The sequence below is a fragment of the Stenomitos rutilans genome (assembly GCF_059505485.1).
Window position 1 is genome coordinate 68444 of record NZ_JCACKR010000057.1, and the last position, 24861, is coordinate 93304.

Annotated in this window: 24 protein-coding genes; 11 read left to right on the top strand and 13 right to left on the bottom strand. The window is 50.4% G+C overall.

Going from position 1 to position 24861, the window contains the following annotated elements:
* Positions 1-60: 60 nt before the first annotated feature.
* Positions 61-780, bottom strand: coding sequence for a pyridoxine 5'-phosphate synthase (locus tag AC5JLP_RS09810; protein ID WP_496067752.1), 720 nt, complete (start codon positions 778-780; stop codon positions 61-63).
* A 257-nt stretch (positions 781-1037) separates the two neighbouring features.
* Here AC5JLP_RS09810 and AC5JLP_RS09815 point away from each other — a divergent pair, with 257 nt between their 5' ends.
* The 3 genes from AC5JLP_RS09815 to rimJ all read left to right on the top strand — a co-directional run bounded on the left by AC5JLP_RS09815 (position 1038) and on the right by rimJ (position 4951).
* A complete protein-coding gene (locus tag AC5JLP_RS09815; RefSeq protein WP_496067753.1) occupies positions 1038-2747 on the top strand; it encodes an ABC transporter ATP-binding protein/permease in 1710 nt (569 codons plus the stop codon).
* Positions 2748-2879: 132 nt separating this feature from the next.
* Positions 2880-4343 carry a protein adenylyltransferase SelO gene (locus tag AC5JLP_RS09820; protein ID WP_496067754.1) on the top strand — a complete coding sequence of 488 codons (1464 nt, stop codon included), beginning with the start codon at positions 2880-2882 and terminating at the stop codon, positions 4341-4343.
* A gap of 29 nt (positions 4344-4372) precedes the next feature.
* Positions 4373-4951 carry a ribosomal protein S5-alanine N-acetyltransferase gene (rimJ, locus tag AC5JLP_RS09825; protein WP_496067755.1) on the top strand — a complete coding sequence of 193 codons (579 nt, stop codon included), beginning with the start codon at positions 4373-4375 and terminating at the stop codon, positions 4949-4951.
* 468 nt (positions 4952-5419) lie between these two features.
* On the opposite strand, the gene AC5JLP_RS09830 is transcribed toward rimJ, so the two are convergent.
* A complete protein-coding gene (locus AC5JLP_RS09830) occupies positions 5420-5563 on the bottom strand; it encodes a hypothetical protein (protein WP_496067756.1) in 144 nt (47 codons plus the stop codon).
* 310 nt (positions 5564-5873) lie between these two features.
* Between AC5JLP_RS09830 and AC5JLP_RS09835 the strand changes: the two genes are divergently transcribed.
* From AC5JLP_RS09835 to AC5JLP_RS09845, 3 genes are all read left to right on the top strand, one after another.
* The gene (locus AC5JLP_RS09835; protein WP_496067757.1) at positions 5874-8252 is read left to right on the top strand and encodes a ribonuclease R family protein; all 2379 of its coding nucleotides are present in this window, start codon (positions 5874-5876) and stop codon (positions 8250-8252) included.
* 251 nt (positions 8253-8503) lie between these two features.
* Positions 8504-9127, top strand: a complete 624-nt coding sequence (locus AC5JLP_RS09840; protein ID WP_496067758.1) for a flavin prenyltransferase UbiX — start codon at positions 8504-8506, stop codon at positions 9125-9127.
* A 105-nt stretch (positions 9128-9232) separates the two neighbouring features.
* Positions 9233-10102 (top strand): LapA family protein, encoded by an 870-nt coding sequence (locus tag AC5JLP_RS09845; protein ID WP_496067759.1) that lies wholly within the window; start codon positions 9233-9235, stop codon positions 10100-10102.
* Positions 10103-10247: 145 nt separating this feature from the next.
* Here AC5JLP_RS09845 and purN read toward each other — a convergent pair whose 3' ends face one another.
* Positions 10248-10904: a phosphoribosylglycinamide formyltransferase gene (purN, locus tag AC5JLP_RS09850; protein WP_496067760.1), complete on the bottom strand. Its 657-nt coding sequence runs from the start codon at positions 10902-10904 to the stop codon at positions 10248-10250.
* Between the two features lie 9 nt (positions 10905-10913).
* Positions 10914-11486, bottom strand: coding sequence for a hypothetical protein (locus AC5JLP_RS09855; protein WP_496067761.1), 573 nt, complete (start codon positions 11484-11486; stop codon positions 10914-10916).
* A gap of 17 nt (positions 11487-11503) precedes the next feature.
* Here AC5JLP_RS09855 and AC5JLP_RS09860 point away from each other — a divergent pair, with 17 nt between their 5' ends.
* Complete coding sequence (locus AC5JLP_RS09860; protein WP_496067762.1) at positions 11504-12505, top strand: carbohydrate ABC transporter permease; 1002 nt, start codon at positions 11504-11506, stop codon at positions 12503-12505.
* A 101-nt stretch (positions 12506-12606) separates the two neighbouring features.
* On the opposite strand, the gene rsfS is transcribed toward AC5JLP_RS09860, so the two are convergent.
* From rsfS to AC5JLP_RS09875, 3 genes are all read right to left on the bottom strand, one after another.
* Entirely contained in the window at positions 12607-13056 is a 450-nt protein-coding gene (rsfS, locus tag AC5JLP_RS09865; protein ID WP_496067763.1) for a ribosome silencing factor, read from the bottom strand.
* A gap of 115 nt (positions 13057-13171) precedes the next feature.
* Positions 13172-13933 carry a bis(5'-nucleosyl)-tetraphosphatase (symmetrical) YqeK gene (gene yqeK / locus AC5JLP_RS09870; RefSeq protein WP_496067764.1) on the bottom strand — a complete coding sequence of 254 codons (762 nt, stop codon included), beginning with the start codon at positions 13931-13933 and terminating at the stop codon, positions 13172-13174.
* A 151-nt stretch (positions 13934-14084) separates the two neighbouring features.
* Positions 14085-14774, bottom strand: coding sequence for a TetR/AcrR family transcriptional regulator (locus AC5JLP_RS09875; protein WP_496067765.1), 690 nt, complete (start codon positions 14772-14774; stop codon positions 14085-14087).
* A 158-nt stretch (positions 14775-14932) separates the two neighbouring features.
* On the opposite strand from AC5JLP_RS09875, the gene AC5JLP_RS09880 reads away from it, so the two are divergent.
* Positions 14933-15925: a Rieske 2Fe-2S domain-containing protein gene (locus tag AC5JLP_RS09880; RefSeq protein ID WP_496067766.1), complete on the top strand. Its 993-nt coding sequence runs from the start codon at positions 14933-14935 to the stop codon at positions 15923-15925.
* Between the two features lie 164 nt (positions 15926-16089).
* Complete coding sequence (gene glsA, locus AC5JLP_RS09885; protein ID WP_496067767.1) at positions 16090-17076, top strand: glutaminase A; 987 nt, start codon at positions 16090-16092, stop codon at positions 17074-17076.
* 106 nt (positions 17077-17182) lie between these two features.
* On the opposite strand, the gene AC5JLP_RS09890 is transcribed toward glsA, so the two are convergent.
* The 5 genes from AC5JLP_RS09890 to ilvC all read right to left on the bottom strand — a co-directional run bounded on the left by AC5JLP_RS09890 (position 17183) and on the right by ilvC (position 21741).
* Positions 17183-18910 (bottom strand): ABC transporter ATP-binding protein, encoded by a 1728-nt coding sequence (locus AC5JLP_RS09890; protein ID WP_496067768.1) that lies wholly within the window; start codon positions 18908-18910, stop codon positions 17183-17185.
* Positions 18907-19518 (bottom strand): DedA family protein, encoded by a 612-nt coding sequence (locus tag AC5JLP_RS09895; protein WP_496067769.1) that lies wholly within the window; start codon positions 19516-19518, stop codon positions 18907-18909. Before AC5JLP_RS09895 ends, AC5JLP_RS09890 begins: the two co-directional genes overlap by 4 nt.
* Positions 19519-19721: 203 nt before the next feature.
* A complete protein-coding gene (locus AC5JLP_RS09900) occupies positions 19722-20330 on the bottom strand; it encodes a DedA family protein (protein ID WP_496067770.1) in 609 nt (202 codons plus the stop codon).
* Between the two features lie 150 nt (positions 20331-20480).
* Positions 20481-20633: a hypothetical protein gene (locus AC5JLP_RS09905; protein ID WP_496067771.1), complete on the bottom strand. Its 153-nt coding sequence runs from the start codon at positions 20631-20633 to the stop codon at positions 20481-20483.
* A 112-nt stretch (positions 20634-20745) separates the two neighbouring features.
* On the bottom strand, positions 20746-21741 hold the full coding sequence (ilvC, locus tag AC5JLP_RS09910) for a ketol-acid reductoisomerase (RefSeq protein WP_496067772.1): 996 nt from the start codon (positions 21739-21741) through the stop codon (positions 20746-20748).
* A gap of 1537 nt (positions 21742-23278) precedes the next feature.
* Here ilvC and AC5JLP_RS09915 point away from each other — a divergent pair.
* Both AC5JLP_RS09915 and AC5JLP_RS09920 read left to right on the top strand, forming a co-directional pair.
* Positions 23279-23536 carry a hypothetical protein gene (locus AC5JLP_RS09915; protein WP_496067773.1) on the top strand — a complete coding sequence of 86 codons (258 nt, stop codon included), beginning with the start codon at positions 23279-23281 and terminating at the stop codon, positions 23534-23536.
* Positions 23537-24017: 481 nt separating this feature from the next.
* The gene (locus tag AC5JLP_RS09920) at positions 24018-24500 is read left to right on the top strand and encodes a hypothetical protein (protein ID WP_496067774.1); all 483 of its coding nucleotides are present in this window, start codon (positions 24018-24020) and stop codon (positions 24498-24500) included.
* 133 nt (positions 24501-24633) lie between these two features.
* Here AC5JLP_RS09920 and AC5JLP_RS09925 read toward each other — a convergent pair.
* Positions 24634-24861, bottom strand: a 228-nt coding sequence (locus AC5JLP_RS09925) for a hypothetical protein (protein ID WP_496067775.1), incomplete at its 5' end; no start/stop codon positions are given.

Below are 24861 nucleotides of genomic sequence, written 5' to 3' on the forward strand. Positions count from 1 at the left end.
ATCATTGCTAACCGTCTCCAACTCAAAACTCTTAACTCAAAACTCTTAACTCTCGATCTCTCACTCTCCTCGAATCGCTTGTTTCATCTCGCGAACAGCGCGTTCCATGCCGACGAGAATGGCGCGACTAATGATGGTGTGCCCAATGTTGAGTTCTTCCATTCCAGGGAGGCAGGCGATCGGGTACGCATTCCAGTAAGTGAGTCCGTGTCCAGCGTTGACGCGCAAACCAGCAGCGATCGCCCGTTTGCATCCGTCTTTTAGAATCGCTAGCTCTTTGGCGCGACTGGTTTCTGTTTTAGCTTCCGCATATTGCCCCGTGTGCAGTTCGATGAACTGAGCGTGCAGGGCTGCGGACGCGTCAATTTGCCGGGGATCAGCGTCAATAAAGAGGCTCACTGGAATGGCTGCGTCTTGCAGCGTGGTGACAATTTGCGTCATCCGGTCTATTTGTCCTGCCACATCTAGCCCCCCTTCGGTTGTGACTTCTTCGCGCTTTTCGGGTACGAGAGTTACGTAGTCAGGCTTGACGTCGAGGGCAATCGCGACCATTTCATCCGTTGCAGCCATCTCCAAATTTAAGTGCGTTCGCACGGTTCCTCGCAGCAAGCGCACATCTCGATCCTGAATATGACGGCGATCTTCGCGCAAGTGAACCGTGATGCCATCGGCACCTGCCAGCTCTGCTAGAACCGCTGCTGCAACGGGATCAGGCTCTACAGTACGTCTTGCCTGCCGTACTGTAGCGGTGTGGTCGATATTAACGCCGAGTGTGGGCACCCGTCTGCTCCCAAAGTTTCTTGCACAGACCTCATCTTACCGTCAGGACTGGCGCGTGAGACAAAGTATGGAGAATTGGCTGCGATCGTTCGCTTTGACCAACATCATTAGGATGAGTAAGGGGCGTAGGGGAGGCAGGGGGAGCAGGGGGAGCAGAGAGGGCAGGGAGAGCAGGGAGAGCAGGGGAGGGTTGGGACGAAAGCTGAGCGCTGATGGCTGAGCGCTGAAAGCTGACCGCTATTCATAGGAACAAACGAATGGATCGATTGAATTTGCAAGTTTTCCAGCAGTTTTGGACGATCGCCAAAGCCTACTGGTTCGGGGAGGAAAAATGGCAAGCGAGAGGGTTGCTGCTGGGCGTGGTGCTGTTTTTGCTGGCGTATACCGGACTGAGTGTAGTGCTGAACAACAAGCGAGGGGTGTTGATTTCAGCCCTTTCTGCCAGAGATGAGCCGCGCTTTTGGGAAACGGTCGTCATCTTCATTGGGGTGCTGATCCTCTACGCGCCTCTGCTAGCGGGTTATCGTTATCTGCGCGATCGCCTCAGTCTGCAATGGCGACGCTGGCTCACCAATCGCTTTGTAGACAACTACTTTGACGATCGCGCCTATTACAACCTCAGCACCTCGGAGATAGATATTGACAATCCCGATCAGCGGATTGCGGAGGATGTGCGGAGTTTTACCCAAGAGTCGCTGTCATTTTTGCTGGTGCTGGTGGAATCGGTGCTGGCAGTGGCTGCCTTTAGTGGCGTGCTTTGGGGGCTTTCCCAGCCCCTTGTGTTTTTCCTGCTGCTGTATGCGATCGTGGGAACGCTGGTCACGACCGTCGTGTTTGGCAAACCATTAGTGCGGCTGAATTTTGAGCAGCTTAAAAAAGAAGCCGACTTTCGGTTTAGCCTGGTGCGGATTCGGGAGAATGCAGAGGCGATCGCGTTTTATCGCGGTGAGGTACGGGAAGCGGCGCAGGTCAAAGATCGGTTTCTGGAAGTCTTTGAAAACGTGAAGCGGGTGCTGCTTTGGGAACTAAACCTGAACGTGTTGACCAATGCCTATGAGTTTATTCCCTTCATTCTGCCTGCGCTGGTTGTAGCGCCCGCCATTTTTGCGGGTGAGCTTGAGGTTGGTAAAGTTAGCGAAGCGCAGGGTGCGTTCATTCGGGTCTTTTTCTCACTGAATGTGGTGGTTGCCCGTTTTCAGGCGTTGACGACGTTTGGTGCTGGCATTAACCGCCTGTATACCTTTGCGGCCTTTCTTGAGCAAACAGAGCCGAAGGCAAGGGAAGCGGAGGAAGTAGGGGAAGTAGGTTGCAAGCCAACGATTCAAACGACTACTGCCGATCGTCTGGCACTGGAGCATCTCACGCTGCAAACCCCCAGCTATCAGCGGACGCTCGTTGAAGACTTGTCGATCGACGTGCCGATAGGTAAGGGGCTTTTAGTCATGGGAGCCAGCGGCTGTGGGAAGAGCTCCTTGCTGCGGGCGATCGCGGGGCTGTGGCATTCTGGCAGCGGTACGATCGTGCGACCCAATGCAGACAAAATTCTCTTTTTGCCGCAGCGCCCCTACATGGTAATGGGTACTCTGCGCGATCAGATTCTTTATCCCAATACCCATATCGAAGTCGATGAGCCGCATTTAAAGCAAATTTTGGCGCAGGTGAATCTGGCGGATCTGGCTGAACGCTTTGGCGGCTTTGATGCCGAACGAGACTGGGCTGATGTGCTGTCGCAGGGAGAACAGCAGCGTCTAACATTTGCTCGCTTGCTGCTGCAAAAACCAGACTATGCCATTCTCGATGAAGCTACCAGCGCTTTAGATGCTGACAATGAAGAGCGGTTGTATCAACATTTGCAAGCGATCGGCACGACCTTTTTGAGCGTTGGTCATCGCTCAACGCTCACTCATTTCCATCAGTGCGTCTTAGTGCTCTCGCCCGATCAGTCTTGGCGGCTTGAGGCTTCTTGAGCGCGATCGCAGTCGATGGAGGACTCTGAACCTACGCATTCGTCTTCGTCCCATCGCCGCTGCTCAGAACGGGATAAATGTTGGTCAAGTGGGTTATTGCCCGGTCTTCAGGCTTAGTGAGAGAATGCTGTGATGCCTCGTCTGCCCTCTTGCACGATTGCAATGTTTGCTGAAATGTCTGCCAATCCCCTCTTCCAACTCGACTACGAACCCTCTCTCGAACGACTGGGTGATGATTACTACGATCTGGTTGCTGCGGCCGAGTTTCCAGCGCACATACTGCGCTTTCGCAATGACGATCTACTGCCAACGCTAGGGGTAGAGCCGCTGTTGGTGAGCGATGCTGATTTCATTGAGGCGTTTGGCACGTTTCAGGGAGTGCGTCCGTTCCTGGCGTTGCGTTATCACGGCTACCAATTTGGCGAGTATAACGCCTTCTTGGGCGATGGTCGGGGGTTTCTTTACGGTCAAGCGCGGGGTGCGGACGGCCTGTTGTATGACTTGGGCACCAAAGGATCGGGCACAACGCCCTATTCTAGAGGGGGCGATGGTCGCTTGACGCTGAAGGGTGGCGTGCGCGAAGTGCTGGCAGCCGAAGCGTTACATCGAGCTGGAGTTAACACATCACGCTGTTTAAGCCTGATCGAAACGGGAGAATCACTTTGGCGGGGTGACGAGCCATCCCCCACTCGATCGTCCGTCATGGTTCGCATGCAACAATCGCACATTCGCTTTGGCACCTTTGAGCGACTGCATGCCCTTGATCGCAAAGATCTCATCGCCATTTTGCTGGATCATGTGATTGAGGTTTACTACCCGCACTTGTGGGGTGGGAGCGATCGCTACGCCTTGCTTTATGCTGAACTGGTGCGGCGGGTTGCCGAGTTGACCGCACAATGGATGTCGGCTGGTTTCTGCCATGCGGTGCTGAATACAGACAACATGGCGATTACGGGCGAAAGCTTTGATTATGGCCCATTTGCCTTCATTCCTACCCTTGATCCAGGCTTTACGGCTGCCTATTTTGATCACTTTGGGCGTTACAGCTACGGCAGACAACCCGCCATTTGTCGCTGGAATTTAGAGATGCTACAACGTCCCCTGGCGCGAGTTATTTCTACCTCTGATTTAGAAGCAGGATTGGCACCGTTCAACACGCATTATGAGCAGGCGTATCGTCAACGCATGTTGAACAAACTTGGGTTTGATGACTCGAAGCAGCCAGAATTTGATGAGTTATTGAAACAGACATTGACACTTTTGAAAGAAACGCAGATTGGGTATCACAGTTTCTTTGCAGAGCTGGCGCAGCAATTCTCTAGAGATTGGCGTGAAGATGTTGGCAATATCTTCAGTCAAGCGACTGTTTCACTGGGTGAGTTTGCTACTCTCTGGCACAACTGGAAAAACAGCTATTTTATCGGTTTGTTAAAGCTGCCAGACGCAGAAATGGATGCGATCGCCATCCGCCTCCGCACTCATAATCCCATCACAACACCCTTGCGACCCGAAATCGAAACTGTATGGGACGCGATCGCTCAGCATGATGATTGGCAACCATTCTATACCTTGTTAAAGCAAATTCAAGCCAACTAAAAAACAGGCTGAATCAACAGCTAACTAAGATGAAAGAGCATCCTTTAGTGCCACCTCAGCTAGCGACACAGCGGCTCATAATACGGCTGGCAAACAAACGTGATGTGCATGAAATTGCACGTTACTACCGCACAAACCGAGCTTTTTTAGCACCGTTTGAACCGACGCGATCGCACGATTTTTTTGCTGAAGAGTTCTGGCGTGGACAAGTCGAACGGAATCTGATCGAATTTAACTATAACCAGTCATTAAGGCTCTTTGTTTTTGAACAAGAGAAGCCTGAAGTCATTATTGGTATTATCAACTTTACGCAATTCTTTCGATCGCCGTTGCATGGCTGTACGTTGGGCTATAGCCTTGCCGAAAGTAAACAGGGCAAAGGCTACATGACAGAAGCCGTTGGCTTGTCAATTCAGTATGTCTTTAATGAATTGAATATGCACCGCGTAAGTGCCAACTATATGCCTCGCAACCAGCGCAGCGGCAACCTACTCAAACGGTTAGGTTTTGTTGTTGAAGGGTACGCCAGAGATTATTTGCTTATTAACGGAAACTGGGAAGATCACATTCTCACTAGCTTGATTAATCGGCGCTGGCAAGCTGACTGAGCGTACAAAGCGCAGCATGCTTGCTTCTAAAACTAGAGTATGGCAATTTTCATGCAACTGCGGTACAACCGCGCTTAGGCAGTCAGGAGTTAGAGGATGTCTGAGAAGTGTCAGAGACGCTGCCTTCGCCCCCTCAATCCCCCAATTCTGGGGGACTTCCACCTCAGAACCCCTCAAATTTGGGGGGCAGGGGGGCGGTTCGGGTAGGCATTCATACCTTTTAAGACATCCTCTCAGGAGGTCAAGCCACTAAAGCGCTGGTGCAGAATGTTTTGTTTTAGTTTCGTGCATTGAGAACTACGATAAGGTGTCGATCGTCCCCACCCGTCTTGACCTTTGGTGCGAAAGTGCTAAATAGAGTTTTAATAGAGAAAGGAATCGCTAGCGTTTGAGCAATCCGTCTGTAAGCATTGAGTCATTGGCGCTCAATCGGTGACAGCTCCAGTTCCTGGTATGGACACTTTCCAATCATGTATCCAGTGCTGGCTGTTGATTGCCATCGTTGTTGACAGCGCTTACTGCGTAATGATTACAGATCTTCAGCGGTGCGTTCAAAGTGTCAAGCGATCGCCTGTTCTCTGGCTTTTTGCCGCTCTTGAGTAACTCAGACATGATTCTGAGTTCTCTGTCTACCGCTGTTCTGTTCGATTCAAGCAAACTTCGGTTTGAGCTCTAGATCGATCGCGGTAGTGCGCCAACGTTGCAATTTGCAGTGAGTAATCAACTGGATATGGTTGCTCAAGCAAGTTAGCCGCAGGCGAGGTTAGCAGCATCGAGTTAAGGTAACTTCTGCATGGAATGAAGTGCTGCCTAGCCACAGATACGTATGGGATACGCCCTGGCAGCTTTGTTCAAACCCCCGGATTTGAGGTTCTGTTAGACCATCTGACACAGAATTAAGTACACAAGGATCTATCGCTTCATGGAATTTTCGATCGCGGCCCTGCTGTCAAACTTCACTGATGACAAGCTCGTTGCTCCCAAAGTTTTAGAAAAAAAGCTGGATTGTCGCAACGACGAAGATTTGCGTCGGCTCCAGATTGCGCTCGATGCGCTGGAAAAAATTGGCATCCTGACCAAAGATCGGGGACGGTACAAACGCATTGTGGAAGATGGTGTTGTCGAAGGCAAGTTGCGTTGCTCTAGCAAAGGCTTTTGCTTTGCGATTCAGGATGTGGAAGGTGCCGATGACATCTACATCCGCGAAAGCCAGTTAAGCAACGCCTGGAATGGCGATCGCGTGTTGGTCCGGGTGACTAAAGAAGGCAGTCGTCGTCGCAGTCCCGAAGGGGAAGTGCGCTTGATTTTAGAACGCTCCAATCCCTCTGTGCTGGCGCGTGTGAAGAAGGCAGAGGAAGGCTTTCGCGCGGTGCCACTGGACGATCGCCTGCTGTTTGAAGTGCATTTGCAGCAGAATGGCGAGAATTTAGGAGACGCGATCGATCAGCTAGCCCATGTCAAGCTATTGCGGTATCCGTTAGGGCAAAACCCGCCCCTGGGAACAGTGGCTCAGATCTTGGGCACCGATACTGATGCCGCTGACATCGACATTGTGTGCTGCAAACACTACCTCTCTCGCACCTTTGCCGATGAAGTAGAAGCCGCTGCAAAGGCGCTTCCAACCAAGCTCAGCAAAGCAGACCTGAAAAACCGGGTCGATTTACGCAAGCTGACCACCATCACCATCAAAGCAGACAGCAGTCAGGCCAATACGGATAGTCTGGATGATGCGCTGACTCTGGAGCAGCTAGACGGGAACCGCTGGCGCTTGGGGGTACACATTGCAGACGTCGCGCACTACGTGGAACCAGATTCACCCATTAACCGTGAGGCGCGCAAACGCGGTACTTCTGTCTATCTCGGCGACCTGGTGATTCCCATGCTGCCCGATGCGATCGCCCACTCGCTCTGTGCGTTTCAGGCGGATCATGATCGGCTGGCCGTGTCTGTCCTAGTGACGCTTGATGCAGAGGGGCGTGTTCTGGAGTATGAGATTCAGCCAACGGTGATCAAGGTTGACTACCAGCTTAGCTATCAGCAGGCACAGGCCATTCTGGAGCGATCGACTGCAAGTGAGCAGCCTCCAGGGGTAGACATTCAAGCCCTTGCACCAGTGTTTGATTTACTCGATCAGGTTTCCTCGCTCAGTCAGGCGCTCAAGCAACAGCGGCATCAGCGAGGAGCCTTTGAACTGAACCTTCCCGAAAAGTTTAGCTCTAGCGGTGTAGTAGATACTGACGCACCGGATGCAGGCAAACTGGTCTTTACGCCAAAGTTTCATTACGACGATGAGGGCGTACTGGGAGCAATGGTCGTATCGCCTTCTGTCCCGACCTACGCGATCATTGCCGAACTGATGCTGCTGGCAAACCAGCTTGTAGCAGATCATCTGCAAGCATTGGGCGTGCCAAGCCTCTACCGCGTGCATCCCACGCCTGACCCAGATGATGTGCAGGAGTTGATCAAACTCTCCGTCAACATGGATATTGAGCTGCATCTGGAGCAAGAAGATGTTGTGCGCTCTGAAGATTACCAGCACTTTACGCAAAAGTTTGCTGAATCGGATGCCGAACGGGTCATGACCTATCTACTGCTAGAAACGTTGAAACCAGCGTTTTACAGCACCACGCCTCGATCGCACTTTGGTCTGGCACTGGAGCATGGCTATACCCACTTCACATCGCCTGTCCGTCGCTACCCCGATTTGCTGGTACAACGGGCACTGCATGCATTGTTTGAGGAGGGGCGCGATCGCAAATCCACTCGCTCTAAAGAAACCGTCAACCTCCGCAACAGTTCTGCTCACGGCAACATTAGCTGGAATGTGCTGCCACCCGAAATTCATCAAGAGCTAGAAACTTACTTTGCAGCTCAAGTGGTGCATCTTAGCGAACGCGAAAAAGTCGCGCAGGAAGCTGAGCAAGATCTGGAAGGCTTGAAAAAAGCCGAACTCATGCGAGAACGCACAGGTGAAATCTTCCACGGTCTCATTACAGGCGTTCAATCCTACGGGCTGTTTGTCGAAATTGAGGAACTGCTCGTCGAAGGCTTGGTGCATGTTAGCTCGCTCAAAGACGACTGGTACGAGTATCGATCGCGCCAGCAAACGCTGGTAGGACGTAAAAACCGTAAGCAATATCGTCTGGGCGATCGCATTGAAGTCCAGGTGAAGAGTGTTGATTACTACCGCCAGCAAATTGACCTCATTGCCGTTGGCGGCGGCAGCGAAGCCACAGATGATGAAATAAGTGCAGAATCAGTTTCAGTGCCTGAAATAGAATCAGAGTTTGATGACGAGTGATTGGTGAGGAGTCAGAGGGCAGGCGTTTGGGAAGTAGGGGGAGCAGGGGAGGCAGGGAAGCAAGGGAAGCAGGGGAAGCGTTGACAGTCATCAAGTTTCAGTCGTGCCCTGTCCCAGCACTGCTCGCCGCTTCACTGGTCACTGACGACTGTTGAAAAGGCAGAACGTCCTCGTCTTTTCCCATGCGCCCCTTGCCCCTCCGCTCCCCCCTCTCCCTTGCCCCCTCCGCTCCCCCTTCACCTTTACGCCCCTTGTCTTCCCCTTCCCCTTCCCGTCCGCTCATTCTGGGCATTACTGGAGCCTCTGGCCTCATTTATGCCGTTCGTGCGTTGAAGTTTCTTCTGGCAGCGGATTATGCGATCGATCTCGTTGCTTCCAAAGCGGTTTATATGGTGTGGCAGGCAGAGCAAAATATACGGATGCCACCCGAATCCCTACAGCAGGAGCAGTTTTGGCGACAGCAGGCAGGCGTAGAAAGCGCTGGCAAACTAACCTGCCATTCCTGGAATGATATAGGAGCCACGATCGCCAGTGGTTCTTTCCGCACGTTGGGGATGCTTATCTTGCCATGCAGCATGAGTACGGTGGCAAAGCTGGCGAGTGGACTCAGTTCTGATTTGTTAGAACGAGCGGCTGATGTCCAGCTAAAAGAGGGGCGGAAACTGGTGGTCGTACCGCGTGAAACGCCCTTCAGCCTTATCCATCTCCGCAATTTGACGGCTCTTGCAGAAGCGGGGGCGCGCATTGTGCCTGCCATTCCCGCCTGGTATCACAACCCACAGACGATCGAAGACCTCGTTGATTTTGTGGTCGCTCGTGCTCTGGATCAGCTAGAAATTGACTGTGTGCCGCTAAACCGATGGGAAGGACACTGAGAGGGTTTTAGTGGTTAGTTGTTGGTTTTTAGTGGTTCGATCGAGGCTGTTGTAGGGTAGCCAATAGGTATCGCGCTTAAAAAGCTAGCAGACTGATCTGTTAGCGTGGGACTATTGGTTGTAACTGGAGCACTAACAACCAACAACTATCAACTGTCTTCTCCACTCATGGCCCTTATTCGTCTGGTACTGCTGCTAGGACTGGCTGGAGGATTATTCCTTCTGGTGCAGTTCAACTGGTCGCCCATACAGCTAACGTTCTTGGGCATTCAAACGCCTGCATGGCCGTTGGCACTGTGGATTTTGGGCGCGATCGGGGCGGGTGTTGTGACCAATCTTCTCATTACCAGCTTGTTTGGCCTCTCAAACTATTTTGCTGTACGTGCAGCACGATCGCGCTTTCGCCAAGCTTCTCGCCCAAGCGGGTTTCAGTCGCGTTCTACGTCATCAGCAGAACCGCGATCGGCCTATGCTCGCGCTTCAACGTCAACGTCAACCGATGACGATGCTGACTGGAACAATTGGGACGGCTATGAAGAGCCAGCCGATCGTGCCTCAAGCCGTGTGAGATCGCCTGCAAACGATGACCCGATCGATGACTGGGAAGCGGAGCCTAGCGATGACTGGGAAGACGATGAACCCAGAGATACTCCCAGAGACACCCGATCGACTGCTGCCAGTGCTCGTACAAACTACGAGGCCAAGCAAGAACCAAGAACGAGTTCTCGTCAGGGGTCGGTGTATTCCTACAGCTACCGCGAGCCGAAAGACTCCGGCGTGGGTAAAGCTGAACCCGTGACGGGACAACCCGTAGTAGACGCAGATTACCGTGTCATCGTGCCACCATTTCGCCCACTGGATGCAGAACCAGCGCCTGCGTATGAAGAGCCTGCACCGACAGAAAGTGCGGATGATTGGTTTGAAGAGGACGACGACAATTTTGACGCCGATCGCATTTCAAGACGCGATCGCTAACCAATAGCGATACGTTCAGAGAGTAAGCGTAGTCGAACGTTTGTGGTTGACGAATGGCGGCGGGAGGAGGGGGAGGAGGAAAGTTTTGAGTTTTGAGTTTTGAGTTTGACTCCAATAGCTACCGCTAACTGCTGATCGCTGATCGCTAATCAGACCCTTGACTGGCAGCCACTGCGATCGCCTGCGGAAAGATTCGGTGTTCCTGGATATGGATGCGATCGTGCAGAGTTTCTAACGTGTCATCGGGGAGTACAGGTACGGCAGCTTGCATGATGATGCCGCCACTATCTACTTCTGGCACGACAAGATGCACCGTGCAGCCTGTGATTTTTACGCCTGCTGTCAGCGCTTGTTCAACGGCGCGATTGCCTTTAAAGCTAGGAAGTAAACTGGGATGAATGTTGAGCATCCGTCTGGGGAAGGCATTGATCAAAACGGGCGTGACGATCCGCATCCAGCCTGCCATGATGACCCATTCCACTTCATGCTGTTGCAGTGTTTCCACGATCGCCTCATCCAGTGCTTCTCGACTGGCAAACTCACGGTGATTTAGCAACACAGCAGGAATACCCCAGCGATCGGCTCTAGCCGCTGCTTTTGCACCAGGATTGTTGTAGAGCAAGACGTTTATCTGTGCGTTGAGGGTTCGATCTGCAATGGCTTGAGCGATCGCTTCAAAATTGCTGCCACTCCCCGATGCCATCACACCTAATTTCAACGGTGCGCCACTTTGGGGTGGCATTGCAGAAATGTCGGGTGACACTAAACTAGATGAACCGTTTGCGGTTGGGTTAAAAGTCATCAAATCATCTTATTTTGTCTGGACGGTAGGCGGCTTCAGCTCAGTGCCAGGAGGTAATGTGGTTTCGTCAGACACTTTTTGAAAGAGCGTGGCATTGTCGGTAAGAGCGGCGGGACGAGGCTTACCGGGACGAGTGCCCAACATTTGCAGGCGCAGTTCGCCGTCGGGTGTGAACTCAAACAAGGTTTCGACGACGGCCTTGTCTGCCAGAATGATATCTAGATGGATGGGTTGAGGCTTGTCATCAAGGCGGTACTGAAATTGACTGGCGATCGCGTTCCCCGATGCCGCTGTGCCGGAAAGAATGTACGCCTTGCCTTCTGGCGCAAAGACAAACATCACCATGTCACCATCAAGTGGTTCTTTCGTTAACCACTGGCCTAAGATTTTCTTAGTCACGGGAACCGATACAACCGGAATTTCAGGCTTAGCTGTAGGTGTTGAGGTCGGCTCTGCTGTTGCGAGAGGCAGAAGAACGGTTGTGAAGCCAGCCAAACTGAAGCAGCCGATCGCCAAACTGATCAGCAGACTTGCGCGATCGAGGGATCGCGTTACACGATGCATTTGAGCCAGTGGGTGCATGAACCTCCTGCCAGCAGATGATCAGCATCTTACCAGTGCTGCCAGCCGATCGCCCAACTGCTAAAATTCACACTGTTTGCTGGCGAGATACTATGACTGTCGAGAAAACACCCCTAAACGCGCGACTTGACTTGGATAACGACACCCTTGCTGCCTGGATTTTCCTAGCACCTGCCCTGTTGCTGTTGGGAGTTTTTGTGCTGTATCCGATCGCCTATCTTGTCTACCTCAGCTTTACCACTGGCAGTTTTACCAGAGCAGGCGTTCACTGGGTTGGCTTGAGAAACTACGGACGCTTATTGCTAAATCCCGATTTCGGTCAAATTGTGGGTAACACCGTCTACTTTACCGCTGCAACCGTGCTTCCCAGTTTGGCTTTACCATTAGGGTTAGCGGTCTTGCTCGATCGCGCGATCGTCCTGCGCGACCTTTTGCGAGTGGCCTATTTTTTGCCCTCCATTACATCTATGGTGGCGGTTGGGTTGGGCTGGCGCTGGCTGTTTCAAACCGAAGGCCCGCTCAACCAGTGGCTCGATATCGTTGGCATTGCTCCCATTCCCTGGTTGAGCAGTACCGTTTGGGCCATGCCTGTGCTGATTTTGCTCAGCGTTTGGAAGCAGCTTGGGTTCAATCTTGTTGTATTTCTTGCAGGGCTGCAAACCATTCCCAAAAGCCGTTACGAAGCCGCCGAACTGGATGGTGCAAACTCCTGGCAGCAGTTTTGGTACATCACGTTACCGGGATTGCGGTCAACCTTGATTTTCGCCGCTGTTACAACCGCCATCTTTACCTTACGCAGCTTTGAGCAGGTGTATGTCATTACGGGGGGTGGCCCACTTAATACCACAAACCTGCTGGTGTACTACATCTACGAGCAAGCGTTCGCTCAGTTTGATTTTGGCTATGCGGCGGCGGCAGCCACACTGCTATTAGGCACAACGTTTGGGCTAGTGTTTGTGCAGATGAAATTATCGGGGGAGGCAAAAGTCAGAAGCCAGAAGGCAAGCGTCAGGAGCTAAAAATAATCGCGCTGGCTCGGTTTCTCCTGCTACCCTTCAAGGTTCATCTGGACGCAAGGCAGCGATGCGATCGCGCTTCCCCCGTCTCTAAAGGCTTCTTTTTAGTGAGCGGCTTTTGCCCACTGGTTGATCGCGGCAAAGTCGATCCGCTCAGCGTGGCCCCAAAACGCTTCCAGGTTGTAAAATTCACGCTCCTGAGGCATCAGAATATGGACGATGACATCGCCGTAATCTTGCAGCGTCCAACTCCCTTCAGTCTGCCCCTCTGTACGAATGGGCCTACGCTGCAATGCCTCTTCTACGTTGTCTTTAATGGCTGCCGCGATCGCCCGTACCTGTGCTTTGGAAAAGCCTGTGACGATGACAAAATAATCTGCCAGCGTTGAAACCTCTGAAACCCGTAGGAGGGTAATATCAGCGGCTTTGCGCTCGTCAGCAGCCGTAGCAGCGGCGATCGCCAGTTGCAGACTCAAATCAGGCTCATTGACCAATGTGGTATCGTTTGCGGTGGTTAAGACAGATGCTAAAGATTCTTGAGCGTAGTTTGCCATTCAGTCTCCGGGGTGGTAGGTGGTTAAAGCTGGTACTAAAAAGAAAGGGCTTCGTATCGGTGCTTTAAGCGTTCTAGTGGGAGGGAAATTTTAGCGTAGGCGGTGTCAATGGAACTTAGTGGGCACGAGGCAATGGCAACTTTTTGTCCGTCAGTGCTAGTGCCCAGTTGCGGGTCAGCACCATGCGGGGATGAATTTGTTGAGCGCGAGCCAGCAAGTGGCGTAACGATTCATCACAGGTGAGCCAGACAGCGCGGTGGAGATGTTGCTGGCTGTTTCGACGCAATGCAATCAGTTTGGGTGTATCGCCTCGGCCTGGTTCCAGGCTATCGGCCAGAAAGACGACGCAACTCAAACCGCTCATGCCAGGGCATCCCAGCGTATGGTGACGAATAGCATCCAGCACGGCTTCATCGTGTATGCCAAACTCATCTCTCGCCACGATCGCCCCTACAGCCGCGTGAAGCAAATGTGGATTGGCGATGTCTACGGGGTCAAGCGCTAAATCCTCTGCTTGCGCCATCTCTAGCAAACGTTGAGGCTTAAAAAACTTGGCGAGGTCATGCATTAGCCCTGCCTGTGCTGCCTGCGCCGGATCAACATGATGACACACGGCAAGCTCAACGGCCATTTGTTCGACGCGCAGAATGTGCTCTAGCCTGCTGTTGGGAACATGCTTTTGAAGCCACTGAAGCACGCGATCGCGCAACTCTTTTGGCATCAACGAGGTTGGCTGGGGCGGAACCGCGTTGGCATGAAGAACGGAGCGATAGGACGCATCTTCGGCGATCGTCAAGTCTACAGGCTGCTTGGCGGCTTTCAGATGCAACGCACCTGTTGTGCCGTGAGAATCCAGATAGCCGTTGGATTCACCCATGCAAGCAAGCAACTCCTAATACGCGCTGGGAGGGTACAGGCTGAGCGTGACAATCGTGGTGAAGGGTTGAGAGTAAATTCAAATTCAAATTGAGATCGGCTTAACTCTTATTCTAACTCACCCCTCTAAATTGGATTCACCTGAACGATCGTCATTTCTGCTGTTTTACGGCTGCCAGAATGAACGCGATCGCCTCCTGGGTATGGCGCTCCACCATCGCAGGATTGCGAAAATCCCAATCGGGTGCAATATGTTTCACATTGTCATAGGTTGTGAAGTAAAAGTTGCACACTCCAGCGATGTTGATGGCGGTCAGCCAGGGATCGACCGCACGGAACGTACCATCTACCATCCCTCGTTCCAGAATTTTAAGGAGGTAGGCAAAGGGGGCCTGCCAGTCTGCCTGAGCAAAATATTTTCCCCGGTTTTGACTCGCTTCCTGAAAGAGAATCATTTGCTGATAGGGATGGGCAACTTCATGGGCGATCGCGCCTTTTACCAACATTTCCAGCGCTTGTTCGGGAGCCAATTCGTCCAGTGGTAATTGCTTGAGAGCATCTAACAATTCATGGGCTGGACGCTGTAAAACGGCCTGATACAAGCCCTCTTTATTCTCAAAGTAATAGTAAATCATCGCTTTGGTGACACCTGTCCCCGCCGCGATCGCGTCCATGCGTGCGCCACTCAGCCCATGCCGCGCAAACTCCTCCTCTGCCGCATTGAGAATCTGCGCTTTCGTCGCCTCTGAGTCACGCGCCTGACGCGGTTTGTTGAGCGATCGAGTTGATGGTGTTGCTTTACTTAAACGACCCACAGTACTCCGACATTCGACAGACACCATATCTTAACCAAAGTTTGTCCCCAAAGGTTTGTGGACAGCAATCTCGGCGCATGAATATAGGTGCTACCAACAAATTGAAGGCTAACAAATTGACAAGCAGGCCTTAATCGCCCATACTAACTAACTGTTTAGTTAGTATTTAACTTTGGGAGGATATCATGAGCCAGATGTTGCAGGGCGCACCCTGGTTACTCGCGCACACGTCTATGCTATCAGCCAATCAGCCGAGAAAAATCTCCTTGTACGGGACTGATTACGTGCTTTGGAAAGACTCGGCAGGCAACATCAATTCGTTACCAAACGCGTGTCCGCATATGGGAGCGATGCTGTCTGAAGGGTGGTGCGAGAAAACCGATCGCCAAACGAGCGCAGTGGTTTGTCCCTTTCATGCCCTTGCGTTCGATCGGGATGGTTGCACCGTTTTGCCCGGTTCCAACAAAAAAACACTGCCGCAGTTAACGCCTCTGGAACTCATCGTGCAAAACGATTTCATCTGGTCTTACGGCGGTTACGAACCAAAGATGCCGATTCCGACAATTTTGAATGAGATTGCAGAGCAGTACACGTTTATTGGACACACCGCTGATACCAGCGTGACAACCGATTTGCTATCTATGCTGCTCAATATGCATGACTACAACCACCAAAACGGCACCCATCGGCCGTTGTTTCGGATTGAGGAAGTGCAGTTTGAACAATTTATCGATGACGGTTATCGATCGCACGCCTTCTATAACATGCCTACTGCCGCTACGAGTTTGAGTGAAAAACTCACCAATCCCATTCTGCTCACGCTGCCTAAAGTCCTGACGGCGCATTTAGAAAATCACTTTCCGTCACTCGTGATTTTTTATGGACAAAGTGTGTTGGGCAAAGTCGCCCAAATTCACATTTTTGTACCAGAGTCTGAGACGCAGACGCGCACCTATGTACTGATGTATGGTATTAGCAAACACCCCCTCTTCAATTCGTTGGGCAAGCAGTTTCTCAATCTAGCCAAGGTTGTAGTTGAGCAAGATTCGGCGATTTTAAGCAAGATTTATCCCCACACTCCTCAACGCATCAAGTTGAATAACGAGGTGGGCATGGATTGGGTACGGCGAAACTTTGAGCAGTTTCCTGAGGCGATCGAACCCAATCTTTCTAGATAACTTGAGTACTTTTGAATCGCAACGCACCCTATGGCAGCCGCTAAATGGCTTAGAGTTTCTCTATTAACCTGAGTTCATTGCTACGGGTTACGTCATGTGTGCTGCATAGACTAATCACCCAAGCAGCCACTTAACCTTTAGCTCATTCCTCATCCCTTCTCCCTATGGGTGCTTCATCACAGCCATTTCAAGCCGTTCTGGATGATTTGTATCACAAATATAAGGGGCTAGATGATGGCAAGGTTGCTAGCTACATTCCTGAACTGGCGAAGATGAACCCAGATTGGTTCAGTATTTGTGTCGTAACCGCTGATGGTCGAACGTTTGCGGTTGGGGATGCAGAGCAGCTTTTTACCATTCAGTCGATCTCAAAAGTCTTTGTGTACGGCTTGGCGCTGGAGGAGCACGGACGCGAAGCGGTGTTGTCAAAAGTGGGAGTAGAGCCAACAGGTGATCCCTTTAACTCGATCATTCGGCTGGATGAACACTCTAAACGTCCTGATAACCCAATGATCAATGCGGGCGCGATCGCCACAACCAGCTTGATCAAGGGCAATGGCCCGACCGATCGCCTGAATCGACTGCTGGATATGTTTTGTCGCTACGTCGGGCACGATGTGTATATCGATATGTCGGTGTTTCTCTCTGAGCGAACGACGGGGCATCGTAATCGAGCGATGGCCTCCCTGATGCGCCATTTTGGGATGATTGACGATCGCATGGACGAATCGCTGGATCTGTACTTTCAGCAATGCGCCATGATGGTGAACTGCCGTGATTTAGCCGTGATGGCAGCAACTTTAGCCAACCGGGGTGTGAATCCACTGACGGGCGATCGGGCGGTTCCCACTCGCTACATTCGTGACATCCTCAGCGTGATGTATACCTGTGGCATGTACAACTTCGCAGGCCAGTGGGCTTATACTGTGGGCATTCCCGCCAAGAGTGGCGTGTCAGGTGGTATTATTGCGATCGTCCCTCGACAGGTGGGCATTGCTGTTTTTTCGCCGCCGCTCGATACACACGGCAATAGTGTACGCGGCATCAAAGTCTGCGAAGAACTCTCCCGCCAGTTTGAACTTCACATGTTCGATCCACCGATGGGTTGCTCACACTTGCTGGAACAGTTGGAGGGGAAGGATGAGGGATAAGGGAAAGAGTTTTAAGTTTTGAGTGGAAGAACTATCAGCAGTCAGCGGTTAGCTATCAGCCGACTCCCGACTCCTTTCGTATGCCTTTTACCTTTTACCCTCTGCCTTAATCCTGAAACTGCTGTGTATAGAAACGAGCGTACCGCCCGCCTTTGTCTAACAGCTCGGCGTGGGTGCCTGATTCGACGACCTGACCTTGCTCTAGTACCAGGATGCGATCGGCACGGCGAACGGTTGCGAGTCGATGAGCAATGACAAAGACAGTCCGATTCTGCATCAAGCGTTCGAGTGCTTCTTGCACCAGCGCTTCCGATTCAGAGTCGAGCGCAGAGGTGGCTTCATCCAAAATGAGAATGCGCGGGTTGAGCAGCACGGCACGCGCGATCGCCAACCGTTGGCGCTGCCCACCCGAAAGGTTAACGCCCCGCTCACCCAACCAGGTTTGATAACCCTGCGAAAATTCGGCAATGAACTGGTGAGCATTGGCAATTTTGGCTGCGTTTTGCACCGCATCCAGATCAAGATCGGCCTGCCCAAAGGCAATATTTTGCGCGATCGTGCCTGAAAAAAGAATGGTTTCTTGCGGCACAATGCCAATCTGACGGCGCAAACTGCTCAGGGTGACATCTTTAACATCCACGCCATCAATCAAAATCTGCCCAGCTTGAGGGTCATAAAAGCGGGGCAGGAGATTTGCCAGAGTGGTTTTGCCTGCTCCAGAAGAACCGACCAACGCGATCGCTTCCCCAGGAAGTGCCAGTAAGCTCAAGTCTTTCAGGACGGGTTGGTCGGGCTTGTAGGCAAAGCTCACGTTACGGTATTCCACTTTGCCTGTAACGGGAGGTAGTATGCATGCGCCTGCTTGCTCAACGACGGTGGGCTGAATGTCCAGTAGCTCAAAGATGCGATCGAGGGAGGCTTCTCCTTGCTTAAATTCGTTGTAGTTGCTGGTGATCAGTGAGATCGGGTCGATCAGCATTACCACCGCCGTCAAATAGCTAACAAATTCTCCCCCGGTCAGATTCTTTTGCGATACCTGCCAGCCACCTAAGAGCAGCAGAAAAAGCAGGCTCAACGATTCGAGAAACCCAACGACAGGCATTTGAATCGCCTTGAGCTGTTCTGCTCGAAAGCGTGCCCGTCGGTTGCGCTCGGCCTCACGCCCAAAGCGATCAACCATATAGTCTTCCGCTGCAAAGGCTTGCACCAAACGCATTCCGCCAAAAACCTCTACCAGCAAGGCGGACAGGTCAGACACGCGACTCTGGCTGCGATAGGAGAGCTGGCGGAGTTGCTCACCAAACCAGGTAATGAGCAGTGCCATCAGGGGCGCAATAATCAGCGTTGCCAGTGTTAGCTGCCAGTTCAGATACACCATGTAGCCCAAGACAACCACCAGTTGCAGGACGCTTGGCACAAATTGATGAAAGACTTTGTTGACGACTTCACCAATGCGATCGATATCCTCCGTGAGCCGATAGGCCAGATCCCCACTTTGAGCCGTTTCAAAGTAGCTCAGGCTCAGCCGTTGCAGATGGGCGTACACCTGTTTGCGCAGATCAAGAGTGATAGCTAGCGCGGCTTTTGCCATCAGCGAATCTTGTCCGTAGAGCGCAATTTTTTGTCCTAAAAAGACAATGGTACTGATGCCAGCTAACTGCGCGATCGCCAACACGTTGCTCTGCGCAATCAACACCGTCATTTTGCCAGCAATCCACGCTAGAACAGGCCAGATGGCTGTGAAAATGAGCGTACAGAACAGTGCTTGAATGATCGTGCGGCCATGCGGTCGGATGTAATCAAGAAGCTGCCAGTAGCGATCGCGTGCGTTCAAGGTTTGTTTGCTTTGCTTTCTTGATAAAGGTGCAAGATCGATGGGGCAACCGAGACAACGATAATGACCCCAAGGATTGGCAACAGATACTTATCGACATCGGGAATCGTTTTGCCCAGAAAGTAGCCTAACAGCGTAATGCCAAACGTCCAGACAAAGCCGCCAATCAGGTTGTAAGCAATGAACGTGCGGTAATGCATCGCGCCAATGCCTGCAACGATCGGGGCAAAGGTGCGGACGATCGGCATAAAACGTGCCAGCACAATAGTTTTCTTACCATGCTTGTCATAGAACTTTTGGGCTGTATTCAGGTGTTTTTTGTGAAAGAGCCAGGAGTCTTCCCGACGGAACAAGCGACGACCAAATTTGTGGCCCGTGATATAGCCAACATTATCCCCCACAACGGCACAGATAAAAGCGCCGACCACGAGAAGCTGGATATTGAGCAAGTTCTGGGATGCCAGGATGCCTGCTGTAAACAGCAAACTGTCGCCTGGTAAAAAGAACCCGATCAATAACCCCGATTCTGCAAACACCACTGCCCAGATCGCTAGATGCCCACCCCAGTAACCGAAGGATGTTAGAAGTTGCTTTAAGTGTTCATCCATAATCTTCAATCTCCCGATGTACGATTTGAGCGTGAGCGCTAAAACGTCATTGTTCTCTATAACGAGTTACTTTATGGGACTTTATGACAAGGTGGCGCTACTGTAGTTCCTGTCTGCCACTATTCTCTCAGTCGCTTCTGGAGGTTTAATCAAACGGGTCCGCTCCAAAAGCGGCTGTAGGCTAGCTTCTAGAGCTAGCTCAACTAGTAAGTCGCCTTGCGCTGCTTCCGCCAGATAGCCCAACCGATAACGGCCACTACGAGTCCCAGCAATACCACTTTTGAAACGGGCGCTAGATAAAGTTCGACCAGACTGTAGTTGCTGCCTAAGAAGTAGCCAAGCGCTGTGAGTAACGATACCCAAAGCGCTGTTCCAATGGTGGAGTACAGCAGAAAGAGTCCGATCGGCATCTGATTAATGCCTGCAGGGAGTGAAATCAGCGTTCTCACACCGGGAACCAGGCGACAAAGCAGCACCGTTTTAGCACCATGACGGTTAAACCAGCGATTGGCTTTGTCGATATCTTTGCTGGAGAGCGTCAGCCATTTACCATAACGATCGGCTAAGCGTCGGAGCCGTCGTTCGCCTACAAGTTTCCCAGCGTAATACCAGGGCAAGGCTCCGACCATCGTGCCAACAATGCCAGCTAATACGGCTGGTATGAAGCTCATTTTACCCTGCGCAATTGTAAACCCAGCCAGGGGCATAATGAGTTCCGACGGAATTGGCGGAAACAAATTCTCCAGGAACATCAGTAGCCCAATCCCCAGGTAGCCCAGGGATGTCATTGTTTGGGTAATCCATTCGGTCATGAAACGCTCTACAGATGAATGACAGATGAATGGCTGGTGCCTTGATCGCTAAGACCGCCAGACAGGACGCGATGCGATCGCATCATCAGCTCAAACGCAATCTCAGACAGTTCAGAAGGCTGGTTTCAAGTGGTTTCCGACCAACTTCCGCTAAACTTTAGCAGGTTTCACCGAACGAAGAATGAGATTACCCCCATTCTTCACTACAAATTTGTCGTGCTCAGGAAAATAAAACAGCAACTTGATGTCGTTAGACGCAAGCGGCTGTTCACGTACTGCTTTTGGGTCACTAAGGGCTGTCATCAATCACTCTACACATAGTGTGTAGCAAGGGTTTTAGCTCCTAGTCTGGTCCACAAGGACGGGCGCGGCCATGCTAATACCCAAGGCTTCTGAGCTTAATTGATGACGCGCTCTAAGCTTTTTTCAGCCAGCTAAACATGGCGCGTAAATCTTTACCCACAGCCTCAATGGGATGCTCGGCTTCCCGACGACGCATAGCTGTAAAGCCCGGTTTACCAGACTGGTTCTCCAGCACAAACTCGCGGGCAAACTGACCCGTTTGGATTTCGTGCAGAACTTTCCGCATCTCGGCGCGGGTTTCATCATTGACGATGCGAGGGCCACGCGTAAAGTCACCATACTCCGCCGTGTTGGAGATACTATCGCGCATCTTTGCCAGCCCACCTTCGACAATCAAGTCCACAATGAGCTTGACTTCGTGCAGACATTCAAAGTAGGCGACTTCTGGCTGATAGCCAGCCTCAACCAGCGTTTCAAAGCCGGATTTAATCAAAGCCGTCAAACCACCACAGAGCACGACTTGTTCGCCAAAGAGGTCGGTTTCGGTTTCTTCGCGGAAGGTGGTTTCGAGGATGCCTGCACGGGTGCCGCCTACGCCTTTTGCATAGGCCATTGCCCGATCGCGTGCCTGACCCGAAGCATCCTGAAAGACCGCAAACAGGCAGGGAACCCCTTCGCCTTGCTCGTAGGTGCGTCGCACAAGATGACCTGGCCCCTTTGGAGCCACCATCACGACATCAATGTTGCTGGGAGGAACCACCTGAGCGAAGTGAATGTTAAATCCATGCGCAAAGGCCAGCACCTTCCCTTCAGTGAGATGAGGCTCAATTTCATTGGTGTAAACCGTTTTTTGCACTTCATCCGGCAGCAAGATCATGATGAAATCAGCCCGTTTGGCAGCTTCATCGACCGGATATACGGTCAGCCCAGACTCCTTTGCCTTAATCGCTGACTTGCTACCTGGATACAGCCCGACGATGACGTTCATACCGCTATCTTTCAGGTTCAGCGCGTGGGCATGACCTTGGGAACCGTAGCCGACGATCGCGATCGTCTTTCCAGCCAGCAAATCTAAATTGGCATCCGCGTCGTAATACATCCGCGCCATAGTGGGAGTCTCCTTGCAAGGGTCGAGTTCTGTGCGAACTCAAAATTTTATCAGATCCCAGGGGACAGCGGGGAAGGGGGAGAGAGAACCGGGTGTACAAAAAAAAGCGCGGCATCTCAGAAATTAATGGATTTGAAGCCTCAACCGTGGGCTGGAAACCCTGATATATCGATGGCATTTTTGCCGTAGTACAAACATCCCGCGCAAAATTTCGTACACCCAGAGAGAACCTTTCCTCTCATACTGATTGTGGACATGATAGGTTAAACCATTACACAGTGGGCAGTGAGCCACGGAGTAGGTTGAGGATGATTTGTTGAGCCGCCTATCAAGACTCCAGCCTCGTAAATTCAGGTCGGTTTGGTTGGGAAGTAGATGCTCATAAATCCACAGTGCTGACCTCACTATGCTCCTGGCTCGACCTGAATCACCAAAAACAGGCAAGAGACGAAGTTGTGAAACTACAGCACCTTGTGTTTTTCAACACATTTTTAGCATGGATAGCTCCTCAGAGCATTGAATAAATTGGATAATCTATATGACTACTGAGTGTTTTTTAATCTATTTGATTGTTGAAAATTTAAGTTTTTTTACTGCTTCCTATTTTCAGAGAAAAGCTTTACAATTCCTCTATCAAGAATTTGAATCATTCATAATAGAAATATAGGTATGTGCATTTACTTTCTTTTCTGGTCTTCTCTGAATTTTTCTACTACGACAATGTTTCTTAAGCTAAGTAGGGAGGAAGTATGCCATCTAGAGAGGTAAGGTTGCTTGGCACTACAGTTCTTGCTGTAGGAACTTTCACAATTCAACTTTTTCAGAAGACAAAAAGAGGAGAATCTTTAGGTAGTGCTATCCAAGCGTCTAGCGCCATTGCTATCGGTTGTCTTCTTGGTGGTCTTATTGCAGCGTTCTGGTTCGACTCTTGAGAAATGAGTCTATTAAGCCCATAATCTCATAAGGTGCTGTATCAAAATGTTTTAATGGTGTTGCCTTTAGTGGCACGGAAAACTTTTGAGGCACTTATCAATAAAAGATTTTCCACAAGATGTCTACCTGGTGTTTTTCAAAAAATCGAGCGAGAGCTGTGGGTTCTAGCCCTCGATTTGTTTCTCCAAACTGTTCATTGTGAGACTCAAGGAAGTTTTCTTTATTACATAAGTATTGCCACGTCTAACTAAGCACTGCTTTAGATTTCTTGCTGGTTAGAAATGCTCATTTAGTAATTATTGCTGGCTTCTATCTTTATTTAAAGTGATAGAAATGATTGTTTGATTTCAACTGCAACTAATTTATTTCAGGACATATAATGAGTAAGATCAAGTGGGTACTAGGGTTTGACGGAAATTGTTACACCTGCTCGAAGATAGCGCGAAAAATTGAGAGTATTTCAGAGGGAAAAGTGACTGCTCAAAGTCTCCATTCTCCCCAAGTGCGTGCTTGGAATGTTCAGACGAGTAGGCATAGTACTTCGCTTATACCAGTACTTCTTGAAATTAAGGACGAACAGGTTTACAGATGGATAGGGTGGCAAATGTCCTGGCAATTGCTACAGCTGCTTGGTCTAAGGAAAGCATGGCAAATTGTTTGGACAGTAGGAAAAAGTGACCTAGCGGAAGAGCAGTCTACAGATCCGAAACGTAGGCGATTCGTAAAATATTTAATAGCTAGTATGTCATTAGCGGCAATTATATCTACAGGGAGAAAATCTTTCTTTTCTAAAGCAGTAGCAGCAGATTCACCATTTCATAAATTTACGGTTTTGTCAGCTGATGCTACTACACACATTTAACGTTAGCATCTAAATTAGTTCAAGACAAAAGAGTCCATCAGCTTAAAGAGTATCTTCTTTCCGAAGGCTTTTCCGCCCAACGTACCCCACAGTCGATTGTTGTTGTACAAAACTCACAGCTACTACGTTCAGTTTACGTTCAAAATTACGTAGCTACAAACAGAGCAAGTGCTTCAGTTTTATATGGTATTGAATCAACGGGCGAAACATGGACACATGCTGTAATCACTGCCCCAAGCAGAGTAATCTACGGTCTTGAAATCATTGATGACAAAGTGCATGAAGTAAAGCCCTTAACGGTTGCTAAGTATGCTTCTAGTAATAATAAATCACTTCAACTGAGTCAGGATTCTCCTACTCCTGGACAGCCACAGTGTTATATATGTACTATATTTGTGCCACCTTGTGCGCAGTGTCACAGGGAATAGCTTGTGGTGCAATTTGTGGTCCAGACGCAACATGTAATGTTCTTTGTAATGGCATGTTCATTCCCGTTTGCAATGGTTGCGGTAGCGGTTGTACTGCCTTAGGGTATTGTCCACCGACACCATCTATACAAGGTGGACTATGTGATGGTGTATTTTATATTGTTCAAGCTTCGGTTACAGCTACCTGGAGAAGCCTTGCATCAGGAGCAACGCTTTCAACTCGCACAATTATTTTTGAAAATGTTATTCGTGGTCCTGTTAGTGGCACAGTGGCTCTTAACAACACAAGTTATCGTCAGGTTCCAGATGGGTTTAGTTTCTACGGCTTTGAACTTCCTACACTCGTGACACAATCTGGAGAGAATCCTATCGGTGCTAATAACAATGGCTCAAATTCAACCTCAAACATAGTTTCTATAACTGACATTATCGGTAGCTTTAGTGCAACTTTTGGTGTTCGATGTGAAGCTCAAATAAACGACGCGTTTCTTGTCAGTGTTAGACGATCAGATGGGCAAGATGATACCTGCGACTAAACTCTTGAAAGACTGACTTCACATTATTATTTTATTCGTTTTAGCATAGTTCAGTTTAAGTAACATTTCAATTTTAGTGATCGACTCAGTGCATAAGCAGTAGGTTTTGCTTTCTATAGACGTTGATTTGATCTTACTTGCAAGCTTTTTGAAAAAATAAAAATACTCCTAACTTTCCTTCATGGTCTGTGCACTCAACATATAAATTAGATACTCCCGCACTCTGGATCGAAAATAATAATGCATTCATATTGTATGAATTCATTTGCATCTCTGGATCTCGATTTGGCAAAATCCTTAAAAAAGCTGGCTCAATAGGTGTTGCGGGGAGGTAAAACGAGGAAGCATAGACTAAGATGCT

What these genes read in the sequence shown, in the direction of transcription:
- AC5JLP_RS09815 (WP_496067753.1), top strand. Translation starts at nt 1,038, where the DNA reads ATGGATCGATTGAATTTGCAAGTTTTCCAGCAGTTTTGGACGATCGCC.
- AC5JLP_RS09820 (WP_496067754.1), top strand. Translation starts at nt 2,880, where the DNA reads ATGCCTCGTCTGCCCTCTTGCACGATTGCAATGTTTGCTGAAATGTCT.
- rimJ (WP_496067755.1), top strand. Translation starts at nt 4,373, where the DNA reads ATGAAAGAGCATCCTTTAGTGCCACCTCAGCTAGCGACACAGCGGCTC.
- AC5JLP_RS09830 (WP_496067756.1), bottom strand. Translation starts at nt 5,563, where the DNA reads ATGTCTGAGTTACTCAAGAGCGGCAAAAAGCCAGAGAACAGGCGATCG.
- AC5JLP_RS09835 (WP_496067757.1), top strand. Translation starts at nt 5,874, where the DNA reads ATGGAATTTTCGATCGCGGCCCTGCTGTCAAACTTCACTGATGACAAG.
- purN (WP_496067760.1), bottom strand. Translation starts at nt 10,904, where the DNA reads ATGACTTTTAACCCAACCGCAAACGGTTCATCTAGTTTAGTGTCACCC.
- AC5JLP_RS09855 (WP_496067761.1), bottom strand. Translation starts at nt 11,486, where the DNA reads ATGCACCCACTGGCTCAAATGCATCGTGTAACGCGATCCCTCGATCGC.
- AC5JLP_RS09860 (WP_496067762.1), top strand. Translation starts at nt 11,504, where the DNA reads ATGATCAGCATCTTACCAGTGCTGCCAGCCGATCGCCCAACTGCTAAA.
- rsfS (WP_496067763.1), bottom strand. Translation starts at nt 13,056, where the DNA reads ATGGCAAACTACGCTCAAGAATCTTTAGCATCTGTCTTAACCACCGCA.
- yqeK (WP_496067764.1), bottom strand. Translation starts at nt 13,933, where the DNA reads ATGGGTGAATCCAACGGCTATCTGGATTCTCACGGCACAACAGGTGCG.
- AC5JLP_RS09875 (WP_496067765.1), bottom strand. Translation starts at nt 14,774, where the DNA reads ATGGTGTCTGTCGAATGTCGGAGTACTGTGGGTCGTTTAAGTAAAGCA.
- AC5JLP_RS09880 (WP_496067766.1), top strand. Translation starts at nt 14,933, where the DNA reads ATGAGCCAGATGTTGCAGGGCGCACCCTGGTTACTCGCGCACACGTCT.
- glsA (WP_496067767.1), top strand. Translation starts at nt 16,090, where the DNA reads ATGGGTGCTTCATCACAGCCATTTCAAGCCGTTCTGGATGATTTGTAT.
- AC5JLP_RS09895 (WP_496067769.1), bottom strand. Translation starts at nt 19,518, where the DNA reads ATGGATGAACACTTAAAGCAACTTCTAACATCCTTCGGTTACTGGGGT.
- AC5JLP_RS09900 (WP_496067770.1), bottom strand. Translation starts at nt 20,330, where the DNA reads ATGACCGAATGGATTACCCAAACAATGACATCCCTGGGCTACCTGGGG.
- AC5JLP_RS09905 (WP_496067771.1), bottom strand. Translation starts at nt 20,633, where the DNA reads ATGACAGCCCTTAGTGACCCAAAAGCAGTACGTGAACAGCCGCTTGCG.
- ilvC (WP_496067772.1), bottom strand. Translation starts at nt 21,741, where the DNA reads ATGGCGCGGATGTATTACGACGCGGATGCCAATTTAGATTTGCTGGCT.
- AC5JLP_RS09915 (WP_496067773.1), top strand. Translation starts at nt 23,279, where the DNA reads ATGTCCTGGCAATTGCTACAGCTGCTTGGTCTAAGGAAAGCATGGCAA.
- AC5JLP_RS09920 (WP_496067774.1), top strand. Translation starts at nt 24,018, where the DNA reads ATGTTCATTCCCGTTTGCAATGGTTGCGGTAGCGGTTGTACTGCCTTA.